The organism is Filimonas zeae (assembly GCF_014641615.1).
GTDB lineage: Bacteria > Bacteroidota > Bacteroidia > Chitinophagales > Chitinophagaceae > Filimonas > Filimonas zeae.
Map to the genome: position 1 here is coordinate 32,581 of NZ_BMIB01000009.1, position 13,359 is coordinate 45,939.

A 13,359-nucleotide genomic window follows, 5' to 3' on the forward strand; every position below is an offset into this window, starting at 1 on the left:
TTTTTAGTTCTTTTAAACCAAAATTGGCGCATGGGCTGGTTAGACTTTAGTAAAATTCTTTTTAGTGTACTGGCCATTCTGGGCGGCATAGCATTGGTAAGAACAGCGGTTCGCAACAAAAACGGCGCGCTGGGGGTGGTGTGGATGTCGTTTTTCTTCATAGCACTGGCTATCGGCTTATACAAATACCTTTTTTTACAGGATGTGGAAGTGTTTAAAAAGCTGGTGGATGGCGTGTTTGACAGCGCCAGAATATCGGTAATGGATGTAGCGCTGCCACTGGTAGGTACCATGGTGTTTTTTCTGGGCCTGATGAATATTGCCGAAAAAGCCGGCGCCGTAAACTGGCTGGCCCGTTTGCTGAACCCGTTTATGACCCGCCTTTTTCCCGAAGTGCCTGATAACCACCCGGCCATGGGACAGATGATATTGAATTTCAGCGCCAATATGCTGGGGCTGGACAATGCGGCTACGCCCTTTGGCCTGAAAGCCATGGAAAGCCTGCAGGAGCTGAATAAAGAAAAAGATACCGCCAGTAATGCGCAGATTATGTTTGTGATACTGCATACCAGCGGTCTGGTGTTGATACCCCTTTCTATTATATCCTACCGCCTGGCGGCAGGTTCTGCCAACCCGGCCAGCGTATTTATACCCTGCGTACTGGGTACGGTATGTACCACCCTGGCAGCCATACTGGTAATAAGCCTGCGCCAGCGGCTGAAGTGGGATTGGGTACTGTTTGCCTGGATGCTGGGTATTGCCGGTATGGTGGCTATACTGGCTACCACCGTGGGCCTGATGAGCGGTGAAAACAAAAGCGTTTTTAGTAAAGTAGCCGGTAACCTGATATTGCTGGTGCTGATAGTGATAATTATTGCTGGTGGTGTGTGGAAAAAGGTAAATGTGTTTGACGCTTTTATTGAAGGCGCCAAAGGCGGCTTTGAAGTGGTGCTGAAAATTATTCCTTACCTGGTAGCCATGCTGGTGGCCATACGCGTATTCAGAGAATGCGGGGCGCTGGATTATATTACCAACGTACTAAGCGTAGTAATAGGTTATACCGGTGTAAATACAGATTTTGTACCGGCGCTGCCCACCGCCATTATGAAACCTTTTAGCGGTGGCGGAGCCAGAGGGCTGATGCTGGATACCATGAAAGTGCATGGAGCAGATTCGTTTGTAGGGCAGCTGGCCTGCGTGTTTCATGGCTCGGCAGATAGTACTTTTTACATTGTAGCCGTGTATTTTGGCAGCGTAGGCATTAAGAAAGTACGCTATGCCATTTCCATGGGATTACTGGCAGAATTGATAGGTGTAATAGCCGCAATTTTCATTGCCTATATCTTTTTTCACTAATGTGTAGTTAAATTTTGTAAAATTGTAGACCCTTAAAAACGAAATCTATGGGCTACAACCTATCCGGCTATCTTATAAAAGGCAATCCAGATCATATTCTGCACGATTTTTCGCGTGCAGCAGGCTATATTCTCAGTAACAGAAGGGAAGTTACCCTTTCCGATGCTATGGAGGGATACCGCGATGAAGACTACCTGCATTTTTACGCTTCCGGCCAGGGAATTGCCATTTTTCACATAGATGCCATATTCAATAACCGGGATATTAATAAGGAAGTTTCTGCCGGCAGGGAAGTAATTACTTTCGGGCTGAGCGAAGCAGCTATGGCGTATACTTTTGAAAAGCATGCCGATAAAAGATCGGTCTGGAGCGATAGTGTGGTGTTTGAAGATCCGATACAGCGTACGGGTGATTACCTGCCCATTAAAGCGGATACCGATGTAGTGCGCGAAATATTTGCACCCATGAGCCGGGAGTTTACCGGCCTGGATATTATAAGTGCCGGCAACGATACCCGTGCCTGGCGCTTTTCGGTAGAACGGGTAAATGTGCCGCAGCAAACACAGCAGCCACAACAGGCTCCGGCGCCCAAACCGGCAGCTGCTGCTTCCACTGCAGCTGAAGAAGAGGCCCCGAAAGCCAAACCAGCTAAAGCAGGTGGGCCCAAAGCAGATCTGAGCCGTTTTCCGGAAATAGCCAAACAGTTTATTAAACACATGCAGGCCCATAAGGAAGAGGGCATGTTTTATAATGAAAAGAGTGTATGGTTGTACTCTTTTGAAGCGTGGTTGCGGGAGAAAGATGAAGAGCCCGAAGCGCATATTCCGCTGTATTGCCGCGTAATGCAAAAGGCTACCAGCGGCAAGCCTTACCACTGGCTGCAGCAACAAACCAAAGCACAAAAGAACCTGAAACTGGGTATTATTGTGGCTGTTTGTGCAGTAGTAGCGGCCGGATTATTTGTAGGCGCCCTGTTTGGCCTGAAATCTATGACGTTACCCGGTGACGTTGCCAATGCGGTATGGTTAAAACCTGCTATTGCCGGGGCGAGTGCTTTGATTACTGCACTGATTGGATTTCTGGTAGGTCGCAGTGGCAGTACAGTTTCCTTTAAAGTGCACGACAAAGATTCCATTACAGAAGACGAAGTGCTGAATAAACTGCCGCAGCCGGACGAGGAGCCTGAAGCAGAAGCGGAGCAGGAAGAGGAGGAATAGCCCCGTTTGAATTGTATTAACAGGTGCCCGTTGGCTAAACGTTTACATTCGGAATTGTAAAAGATATATGATGCGAAGACGTTTAGCTGTAATGGCGTTTATGGCTGCCTGCACCACAGGCATGGCGCAACGCCCGCCACAAACCACCGGATATAACCGTTATGTAAATCCTTTTATAGGTACCGGCGCAGTAGATAAAAACAGCCTGTCGGGCAGTAACTTTCCCGGTGCCTGTACGCCCTTTGGCCTGGTGCAGCTGGGGCCGGATACCCGCGATAACCCCAACGACCCCGCCAGCGGATACGATTATAACGATACTACTATTGTTGGCTTTAGCCATACCCATTTAAGCGGTACCGGCGTAGCAGACCTGTTCGATTTTCTGTTTATGCCCTACACCGGTGATATTACCTGGAATGCCACACCGGAAAATGGCCACAAAGGTTTCCGTTCTGCTTTTACACACGAACAGGAAAAGGCTGTACCCGGTTATTATAGTGTGCAGTTACTGGCGCATAAAACACTGGCAGAATTAACGGCTACCGCCCATTGCGGGGTACACCGCTATACCTTTCCGCAACAGGAGCAGGGCCGTGTAATGGTAGATCTGGACCACTCGCTGGATAAAAAGCGCCCGTACTGGGAGTGTAAGGTCATCAGCGCCCATCTGGAAGTGGTAAACGACCATACCATAGAAGGCTACCGGGTAATTACCGGCTGGAGCCGTTTGCGTAAAGTATATTTCAGAGCCGTATTTTCCAAACCGTTTGCTGCCCGCCAGCTGCGTGAAGGCGGACAGGTGATAAACAATGGTGAAGTAGCCAACGGCCGCTCGGTAAAAGCTGTATTCAGCTTTGCGCCCTCCAACGCTCCGCTGCTGGTAAAAGTGGGTATATCTGCTGTAAGTGCCGAAGGCGCGCGCAGCAACCTGGCTGCTGAGGTAAAGGACTTTGATTTTGATGCCACCGCACAGGCTGCGGCCAACAGCTGGTCAAAAGAGCTGGGTGTAATGGATGCAGAAGGAACTGATGAGCAGAAAACCATATTGTATACCGGTTTATACCATTTATTTACCCAGCCCAATAACCTGGCAGATGCAGACAGTTCTTATGCGGGTACTGACTACACCGTGCGCAAAGCGGTGGATGGCGCACACTACAGCACCTTTAGTTTATGGGATACCTACCGCGCCGCGCACCCTTTGTACACCCTGGTACAGCAAGGCCGCACCGCAGGTTTTATTAACTCCATGATTCGCCAGTACGAAACCTATGGCTACTTACCGGTATGGCAGCTGTGGGGCGATGAAACGTATTGTATGATTGGCAACCACGCCATACCCGTAATAGCAGATGCTTTCCGGAAAGGCATTGCAGGAATAGATTACGCCAAAGCGTATGAAGCGGCAAAAGCCTCTTCTTTACGCAACCATCCCGGATCGCCTTTCCACTTGTTAGAACAGTATAAATACTTTCCGGAAGACAAGCAATCGCAATCTGTATCGCTGACACTGGAAATTGCGTATGACGACTGGTGTGTGGCACAGATGGCCCTGCAGATGGGTAAAAAAGAAGACTACCAGTTCTTCCTCAACCGCAGTACATATTACCGCAACCTGTACGACCAGCAGACCGGCTTTTTCAGAGGCAAAAACAGCCAGGGCGAATGGCTGCCTTTTAACCCGCTTACCTATGGTGGTAACGGTGGCTCACCTTTTACAGAAGGCAACGGCTGGCAATACTTCTGGTATGTACCACAGGATGTGCCTGACCTGATTAAACTGGTAGGTGGCGATAAAGCCTTTGTAAACAAACTGGATACCTTTTTTACCCACAACGCCAAACCGGAAGATGTAAACGGTAATGCCTCCGGCTTTATAGGCCAGTATGCACATGGCAACGAGCCCAGCCACCACGTTATCTATCTGTACAACTACGCCGGCGAACCCTGGAAAGCCCAGCAGTATGCAGCGCAGGTAATGCAGCAGCAATACAACGGTAAATCATCCGGTTACTCCGGTAATGAAGATTGTGGCCAGATGAGTGCCTGGTATATTTTCAGCGCCATGGGCTTTTATCCGGTTAACCCGGCCAATGGCATTTACGCGCTGGGCTCGCCGCAATTATCCAAAGCGGTAATAAAGGGGCTGAATGGTAAAAACTTTACCGTAGTAGCTGAAGGGGCCGGAGGTAAGAACTGTTACATACAACGCGTAACCTTAAATGGCAAACCTTATAACAAAACCTATATTACCCATAGCGATATTGTAAATGGTGGCACGCTGGTATTTACCATGGGAGAGAAGCCGAATAAAAAATGGGGTGTAGCAGCGGATAGCAGACCGCCTTTGGAGGAGGTGAGATAGGAATTGGAATCGGGTTGTGTTATGTAAAGGTCCTTGATTGCTGATACTCTACTTCTTCCCGGATCATGTACATAATAATGCCGCTGAAAGTGTAATACGATCAGCGGCATTTTCTATTTATGGTGTAGCTTTTATATTATTTGGTATAATGACTATGCCTCTGCCAGCGCTCTTGTCAATATGTTCATATGGTTAATATAATCGCCCGCATGTTGCCACCCCGGCTGTAGCTGACTCCAGAGTATCTGCCGGTCAATAGCCAGCTGAATCAACGGTTTGTTGGCCGGATCAATCATACCCTCATCTACCAGTTGCCCAAAGCCCGTAGCAATTACAGAAATATCAAGAGTGTAGATGTATTGGTTATCATCAAAATTGCCATCTGCTATCTGGTTAAACAGCAACTCTTTATCCAGCAGAGCGGTGTTGTATTGGTTCCAGAGCATTTCGCCCACGCTTTCAATGGTCCATTTCAGACATTCGATGGAAGGAGTGGTGGGGTTGCTTTTCCGCCAGTCGCGCCACTCGGCCAGGGCACAATCGCCCTCATCAGAACCAAAGGGCGACAACTCATCTGCACAGCTCCAGAAAAAATCTTCAGGTATCAGCGTTTTTGCCCGCTCATGAGCAGTTTCTATGTCAATACCATACAATTCATCCATAAACAGGTTGTTTGGGTAACAAGGGTTGTTTCTGTGGCAAGATTACACAAAAAACAAAATATACCTACCCTCTATTTACGGGTAATCAGCACGTTATCCACAATTTTTGCAGGCACACTATTTGTATTTTCTGTTGTAAAAGATAACCATGGAAAAACGCGTATTAGGCATAGTACTCTCCCTGTTGGGGGTAGTAGGGCTAATCCTGGCTGCCGTTCACTTTATGAGCCCGTCAGCCGGAGGGATGAAAAACATCAAATCCATCGTCATGTACGGCATACTCGGAGCCATCTTTTTCTTCTCCGGTATTGGCCTTATAAGAAATACGAAAGACAGGCCTTCCTAACGGGAGGCTTTTTTCATCGGCACATATACGCGTTTCATCTATACCTGGTACTTCCGGGGCAGCACACGGTTTCAGTACCGTATCATACCTCGTATAATTCTGTTCACGAAAATCCAGAGATATGAAGCGTATTCCCTTCGTTGCAACCCATAAGATAATTCTTGCGCTAGGCATTGTTGCCGGTTTACAGTCCTGCTCTAAAAGTGATTTAATTGCTGATAGCGCCACCGGTGGCATGAGTGTAATTGACAGTACTTATACTACCGGCACTGCCGAAGGTGCTGCTGAGAGGGGATATGATGCTGACGACCTGATAGAAAACTCTACCTTTTCCAGCACCGTAACCATTACATTCGGAAGTACCATAACTATCAGCAACCCATTGTCAGCCGCCGGAGTAACGGTAGCAGAAAGCGGCGGTGATGTAATAGTTACTTCTACAGCAAAAGCGGTGGAATATGTACTGGCAGGTGCTACTACCAGCGGCTCTGTTAAAATATACAGTGATAATAAGTGTAAACTTACCCTGAATGGCGTTTCCATTACCAATAACGATGGCCCGGCTATCAATATTCAGTCGTCTAAGCGGGCGTTTGTAGTACTGGCGGATGGTACTACCAATACTTTAACCGATGCAGCCAATTATACAGCAGCAGGCGATGAGGATATGAAAGGTACATTTTTTAGTGAAGGACAGCTGGTGTTCAGTGGCAGTGGCGCGCTTACCATAAAAGGCAATTACAAACACGGTATAGCCAGTGATGATTATGTACGCATACGATCGGGCAACATTACTATAGCTGGTGCGGTAAAAGATGGCATTCATACCAACGATGCGTTTATTGCAGATGGTGGCAACCTTACGGTAACTGCAGCAAGCGATGGCATTGATTGCGAAGAAGGATATGTAATTATTAACGACGGCGTGTTTACGTTGAATACAGTAGATGATGGCATTGCCGCCTCCTATGAAGATACAGATACATCTATTACTCCTTATGTTACTATTAATGGTGGTACTATTACGGTAAAATCATCTGCCGGAGAGGGCATTGAAAGCAAAAGCGTGTTGACCATTAATGCAGGCAATATCTCTACTGTAACGGCAGATGATGGATTAAATGCCGGAACAGCTATTTACATCAATGGTGGTTATCTTTATTCCCGCAGTACGGGCAACGACGCTATGGATTCAAACGGCATATTTACCATTACCGGGGGGCAGGTGATTGCCATAGGGGCAGGTGCGCCTGAAGCGGGTATTGACTGCGATGCAAGAACCCTTAAAATAACAGGCGGTATGCTGGTGGGTATAGGCGGTGCAACCAGTGCACCCGGCGCTACCGCTTCCACCATTCGTTCGGTTATTGCGGGTAGCGGAACGGCCGGGCAGATTGTACATATAGAAGCTGCCGATGGTACCGAAGCACTTACGTTTGAGGCACCGGTTGCCTATAGCACCCTGCTGTTTGCCGGTTCAAAACTGAAAGCAGGCACAGCTTATACCTTATACAAAGGCGGCGTAGTAGCAGGCGGATCCAGCTTTAACGGCTTATACACCAGCGGCACCTATACCAGGGGAACAGTGGGCGGTTCATTTACTACCACCAGCATGGTTACGCAAATCGGTGGTTCTGTAAGCAGAGGGTAAAATAAAACCGTATCACCTTCCCTGCAAAGCGTTCCCGGGCTTTACAGGGAAGGTGATACGGGAATTGCCCTTTTATTGCTAAATTACAGGCGGACCACAGCGCCCCCTATATGCTAAAAGTTGTATCGTTTCAGATTGCAGACAGTATTGATATAAAATCGTTCAGATCTGTTTTTACGGCCGAGCTGCTGTATAGCGATTCTGACGAACTCTTCTATAAAACCAACTCCGAAGCCTATATCTACATCTTCAAATTCGGTATTGTAAGCTTTTATAACTACAACGAATTACAGATAGCTGCTTTTATTGAAGTAATCAGTAGCTACTGCAAAAACAAGCTGGATAACCGTTTGAGTGAGGAAATAGAAATAGAAACCGATGCACCGCGTATTAAGTTTGGCTATAACAAAATAGAAGTGCCGGGGGCTGACTCTAATGTGCTACGCCTGATTATGCTGAACGTATCTCAGTCTGTTGCGTTGGATTACTACTCGCAGCTTACCAATATTCTGCTGGAAGAAACCAATTACCATACCCGTATTCTGGAACAGAAAGGACGTATGGGACTCTCTGGCATTAACCTCAAAAAGTATATCGGCCGCACCCTTAATATCAAAAGTCGTATTTCAGGCAACCTATACATATTTGACTCCCCCGATGAAACCTGGGAAGATGAAAACCTGAATAAGCTGGATCTGGGATTAAAGCGCACCTTCGATTTACAGGATCGTTTCCGTACGATATCAGAAGGAATAGAGATTGTTAAGGAGAATCTGGATTTGTTTAAAGACTTGTTGCAATACCGCAACAGTACCCAGCTGGAGTGGGCTATTCTGCTATTGATTCTGGTAGAGGTACTGAACCTGTTGTTTGAAAAGTTCTTTGGCCACTAGCCATGTACGCCCTACGTAAACAATGTCCAAATGCCTGGTTTAAGGGAGGTGTAATAAATTGTTGATAAAAAGGTAAACTACCCTTTTTTATTGTTTATTTATTTTGCACCTGTTTGTAGCCTAGTTATATATCCCTTAAAAAAGCAGACAACCCACTGCGGTTCACGGAAGCATGAGTACTTTATTCAGAGCAGGTAACAGAAGATCACGGGAAGAATCTGGTCCGGATGTAATTTTATCAGAGGTATTGGAATATACTCCTGAGCTGTACAAAACAAGCACGCATTTCAGCGCTGCCAGCAGCTTTTTAATCAATCAGAACTGGGAGCTGGCTTTGAACAGCCTGGTACAACTGGCAGAGGAAAGTGGGCATTACTTTTCAGAAGACTTCTGGTTAAACCTGGCGCTGTGTGCTAATAAAATTAACCAGCCTGCACGTACAGATCATTGCCGCCGCCAGATAGAACGCATTAAATCAGAAACCGGTTTATATGCACCCAAAGGCTGGACCATTATTAAAGTAGCCGATAACATACATACGTTTCAGATAGCACGCGTTATTAAAGAGCGCTGGAAGAAAGTACAGCACGACCGGGATAACCTGTACGACCTGCTGGGTGAAAACGGTTTTCATCTCAAACCCTTTGGTGATGGTGGCACCATCTACTACATTGAAAATGGCAAAGTGCTGGAGATTGATTTTAAAAAAGACGAAAGCGGGCAATGCAATATGCTGCTGGTGTTTGAAGAAATCAAGTACTGGATAAAGCCATTTGAGCAACCTTTTACCGGTAAAGAAAAAGAAACCGTACGCACAAAGCTGCTGGCCTGGTTAAAGAAGAAACAATTAAAAACAGATCTGCTGGCGTAGCGGGCAGGTGTATTAATAACGTTTTTGTTTAAAGAGATATGCCTGGAATAAGGCAGGCAATATTGTGTGTGTGGTAGCAAAAGAAGGCGAAATTACCCGTTGTATCCGGGGGGATGCCCTTTTTATAAGGGGTAATTTCTCCTACAGTGAATCTGTGTACTCTTTAAGGGGTTGGTCAAAGTCCGTCTTTCTGCTTAGAGACGGCGGTTGCAAAGAATACGTATGCTGTTTGAAAAAAAATAATAAGTCTTTTCTTTGCTAACACCTGTTTGGTTATCTGGAGTAATACGCTAAAAGATGGGAGCATGAAATAATTGTAGGTATTAATTTCCTGTAAAGGCAAACGGCGAACCTGCAAATGAGGTAATTTCAGGGTACAAAAACTTCAACCCATTGACTGCTCTGAAATGGTTCTTCGCAAGCTGCCTGCTCCTGACAGCCTGCAATAAACCTGAAAACAAACTACTGAATAAGAAACAGGAGCTATCTGAAAAAACAGGTATTGAGTTAGCGGTAATACACAAAGCCGAGCAATTAACACACACCAATGCTATGCGCTTTAAACGCTGGTACCGCAACGTATGTATTGCCGGCGATAGCGTACAGCAGTTACCACAACATCAGGTGAAGGGTAAAACGGTAGAACTGCCGGGCATTTCCTTTCTGGTAAATGGCGATAGCTGTGAACGTATGGTAGATAGCTTAAACCATATACTGGCCCAAAAGGAGTGTATGGCTTTTATTTCAGATGATGCTTACCGGGAAGACCGCAAACGTGTGGTTTCTGTTATTCACGCCACCGACAAATATGATATTATACGCATGCAGGAAACGGCCAGCGGTACCAGTGTAATAGCTACTGACAGCCTGATTGCACGCCTGCGCCAGCTGGACCAGAAGTATGCTTTTGACTTAATAGCCGCAGGCGCGGACTGGGTAATAGTAAGGCCCAGGGTAGAAATTGCCAACTGGGAAGATTATGCACTGGAAACGCTGAAAATATGCCCTTTGGAAGAAGAGCCGGAAGATGTGGCTGCCTATGCTTATGCGCTAAAAGAAGATAAGGGCAGGATACTGATGTGGTGGGATTAACCCCATAGAAAATATTCCGGCACAGGCGTATGGAAAATCAGCCGCCCTGCATCCTGTTATAAAACACAGGTATGCGCGCTGTACTTTTTGCTGCCTTTTCAGGTGCCTTATTAATGCCAGGCTTTACCGGCTGCGACTCCAAAGCAGAGGTTAACCACCATAAAGTATATAAGGAAGCTACCAGTAATAACCTTACAGATAAAGAGCGTGCAAAGTTGCATAGTTACGCGGCGGCGGCTGCAGTATACGCCCGGCAGCATCAGTTCAATACCACCTTTTGTTTTCTTATTGATATGAGCCGCCCTTCGGGTGCCAACCGCTTTTTTGTATACAACCTGCAGAAAGACTCTTTGGAAACAGACGGACTGGTAGCGCATGGCCGGTGCAATGAAAACTGGCTGGAAGGCCGGAAGTACGGCAATGTAGTGGGCTGTGGATGCACCTCGCTGGGCAGGTATAAAATAGGCAACCCTTATTCCGGCAGGTTTGGCCTGGCCTATAAGCTCTATGGGCTGGATACCTCTAACAACAACGCCTATAACCGTTTTGTAGTGCTGCACTCGCATGAATGTGTGCCCGTAAATGAAGTAGCCCCCAACGAAATTTGCCAGAGCGATGGCTGCCCAACAGTATCTCCCGTGTTCCTTACCAAACTGGCCCGCAAGCTGGATAAATCTGCAAAGCCGGTATTGCTTTGGATTTATGATTAACTCTTTTACATTTGCCGCCCTATATTCGTAAAATATGAAGGTGTGCATTGCTGAAAAACCCAGTGTGGCAAGGGATATTGCTGAAGTACTCGGCGCTAAACAGCGCAGGGATGGATACTATGAAGGCAATGACTACCAGGTTACCTGGACTTTCGGGCATTTCTGCACCCTGAAAGAACCACACGATTACCACGACCAATGGAAGTTCTGGCGCCTGGAAGACCTGCCCATGATACCCAATACCTTTGGGATTAAACTGATAGAAAACGATGGTGTACAAAAGCAGTTTAAGGTAATAGAGCAACTGGTACAGCAATGCGACGAAGTAATCAACTGCGGGGATGCCGGCCAGGAGGGAGAACTGATTCAGCGCTGGGTGTTACAAAAGGCCCGGTGCGCCAAACCGGTAAAACGTTTATGGATATCTTCCCTTACCGAACAGGCTATTAAAGATGGCTTTCAGAAACTGAAAGATGCCGACCAGTACAATAACCTGTACGCCGCTGCCAGCGGCCGTGCCATTGGCGATTGGTTGCTGGGTATGAATGCCACCCGCCTGTTTACCCGCAAGTTTGCTGCCGGCAAGAAGATAGTACTGTCTATAGGCCGCGTACAAACGCCCACGCTGGCTATGATTGTACAAAGGCAAAAGGAGATAAACGCCTTTGTATCGGAAGAATACTGGGAATTAAAAACCCTTTACCGCGAAACAGAATTTACCGCCACTATAGAACGCCTGCGTAATATTGAAAAGGCAGAGAAGGGCCTGGCGTATCTGAAAGAGCATCCTTTTGTTATCACCTCTTTTGAAAGAAAAGAAGGCAAGGAGGGCAACCCAAAACTGTTTGATCTTACCGGCCTGCAGGTAGAAGCCAACAAAAAGTTCGGTTACACCGCAGATGATACACTCAAGTATATTCAAAGCCTGTACGAGAAAAAGCTGGTAACCTACCCAAGGGTAGATACCACCTACCTGCCGGATGATATGTACCCAAAAATACCGGGCATATTGCAGGATATGAAGCCATATGCAGCCTTGATACAACCGCTGCTGGCTAACCCCATACCTAAGCTGAAAGCGGTGTTTGATGATAGCAAAGTAACCGATCACCATGCTATTATACCCACCGGCGTATACCCCAACGGATTGGGCACGGAAGAGAAACGTGTGTACGATTTAATAGCCCGCCGTTTTATAGCCGTGTTTTACCCCGAATGTAAAATTGCCAATACCACCGTACTGGGTAAGGTAGGCCAGGTGGAGTTTAAAGCCACCGGTAAGCAGATATTAGAACCGGGCTGGAAAGAAGTGTACGCCAACGATACCCCACCTAAAAAGGAAGGTGAAGAAGAGGAAAAACTGCTGCCCGTGTTTGTGGTGGGCGAAAGTGGCCCGCACACACCGCGTATACACCACGGCAAAACCAGTCCCCCCAAGCCCTATACAGAAGCCTCTTTATTAAGGGCTATGGAAACAGCCGGAAAACAGGTGGATGACGATGAAATGCGCGAATTACTGAAGGATAACGGTATTGGCCGCCCCTCCACCCGCGCCAACATTATTGAAACCCTGTTTCGCCGCAAATACATTGAAAAACGCAAGAAAAATCTGTTTGCCACCCAAACAGGTATGGACCTGATAGATACCATACAAACAGAACTGCTGAAAAGCCCCGAACTAACGGGCCAGTGGGAGCGTAAGCTGCGCCTGATTGAGAAAGGGGAGTACACCCTGCAAACCTTTAAGCAGGAGCTGATTCAGATGGTGGTAGACCTTACCCGCGAAGTAAAATACAGCGTGCATAAGGTGATATCTGTAGCAGAAGCCTTACCGGAGAAGGAAGAAAAAGCCAAAAAAGAAAGCAAACCCAAAGAAGCGAAGCCGAAGGAAGCTAAACCCAAAGAGCCTAAGAAGGCGGTAGCGGTAGAAGAGCTGAATTGCCCCAAATGTAAAAATAACCCGTTGAAGAAGGGTAACACGGCCTACGGCTGTGCCAACTTCCGCGAGTGCGGTTTTAAAGTGCCGTTTGAAATATTTGGTAAAAAGCTGACCGATAAACAGGTTGCCGAACTGGTAAACAAGGGCAAAACAGGCAAGATAAAGGGCTTACTGCTACCAGGCATGGAAGGTGAAACAGAAGCAAAGCTGGCGCTGGACCCGGCATTTCAGATTATACCGGATACAGGCAAATAATT

General features: G+C 47.0%; 11 protein-coding genes. 10 read left to right on the forward strand and 1 reads right to left on the reverse strand.

What is annotated here, in order from left to right:
- Positions 1-30: 30 nt before the first annotated feature.
- The 3 genes from IEY13_RS29515 to IEY13_RS29525 all read left to right on the forward strand — a co-directional run bounded on the left by IEY13_RS29515 (position 31) and on the right by IEY13_RS29525 (position 4,938).
- Positions 31-1,356, forward strand: a complete 1,326-nt coding sequence (locus IEY13_RS29515) for a spore maturation protein (protein WP_229688072.1) — start codon at positions 31-33, stop codon at positions 1,354-1,356.
- A gap of 47 nt (positions 1,357-1,403) precedes the next feature.
- Positions 1,404-2,573 carry a hypothetical protein gene (locus IEY13_RS29520; RefSeq protein WP_188959372.1) on the forward strand — a complete coding sequence of 390 codons (1,170 nt, stop codon included), beginning with the start codon at positions 1,404-1,406 and terminating at the stop codon, positions 2,571-2,573.
- 67 nt (positions 2,574-2,640) lie between these two features.
- Complete coding sequence (locus IEY13_RS29525) at positions 2,641-4,938, forward strand: GH92 family glycosyl hydrolase (protein ID WP_188959373.1); 2,298 nt, start codon at positions 2,641-2,643, stop codon at positions 4,936-4,938.
- Between the two features lie 152 nt (positions 4,939-5,090).
- Here IEY13_RS29525 and IEY13_RS29530 read toward each other — a convergent pair whose 3' ends face one another.
- Positions 5,091-5,600: a hypothetical protein gene (locus IEY13_RS29530; RefSeq protein ID WP_188959374.1), complete on the reverse strand. Its 510-nt coding sequence runs from the start codon at positions 5,598-5,600 to the stop codon at positions 5,091-5,093.
- 148 nt (positions 5,601-5,748) lie between these two features.
- On the opposite strand from IEY13_RS29530, the gene IEY13_RS29535 reads away from it, so the two are divergent.
- The 7 genes from IEY13_RS29535 (at position 5,749) to IEY13_RS29565 (ending at position 13,357) form a co-directional block, all read left to right on the forward strand.
- The gene (locus IEY13_RS29535) at positions 5,749-5,946 is read left to right on the forward strand and encodes a hypothetical protein (protein ID WP_188959375.1); all 198 of its coding nucleotides are present in this window, start codon (positions 5,749-5,751) and stop codon (positions 5,944-5,946) included.
- Positions 5,947-6,067: 121 nt separating this feature from the next.
- Complete coding sequence (locus IEY13_RS29540; RefSeq protein ID WP_188959376.1) at positions 6,068-7,597, forward strand: carbohydrate-binding domain-containing protein; 1,530 nt, start codon at positions 6,068-6,070, stop codon at positions 7,595-7,597.
- A gap of 110 nt (positions 7,598-7,707) precedes the next feature.
- Complete coding sequence (locus IEY13_RS29545; protein ID WP_188959377.1) at positions 7,708-8,490, forward strand: RMD1 family protein; 783 nt, start codon at positions 7,708-7,710, stop codon at positions 8,488-8,490.
- Between the two features lie 172 nt (positions 8,491-8,662).
- Positions 8,663-9,361 carry a hypothetical protein gene (locus tag IEY13_RS29550; RefSeq protein WP_188959378.1) on the forward strand — a complete coding sequence of 233 codons (699 nt, stop codon included), beginning with the start codon at positions 8,663-8,665 and terminating at the stop codon, positions 9,359-9,361.
- Between the two features lie 393 nt (positions 9,362-9,754).
- The gene (locus tag IEY13_RS29555) at positions 9,755-10,453 is read left to right on the forward strand and encodes a DUF4253 domain-containing protein (protein ID WP_188959379.1); all 699 of its coding nucleotides are present in this window, start codon (positions 9,755-9,757) and stop codon (positions 10,451-10,453) included.
- Between the two features lie 71 nt (positions 10,454-10,524).
- A complete protein-coding gene (locus IEY13_RS29560) occupies positions 10,525-11,163 on the forward strand; it encodes a murein L,D-transpeptidase catalytic domain-containing protein (RefSeq protein WP_188959380.1) in 639 nt (212 codons plus the stop codon).
- Positions 11,164-11,197: 34 nt separating this feature from the next.
- Entirely contained in the window at positions 11,198-13,357 is a 2,160-nt protein-coding gene (locus IEY13_RS29565; protein WP_188959381.1) for a type IA DNA topoisomerase, read from the forward strand.
- The last annotated feature ends 2 nt before the right edge of the window (positions 13,358-13,359 follow it).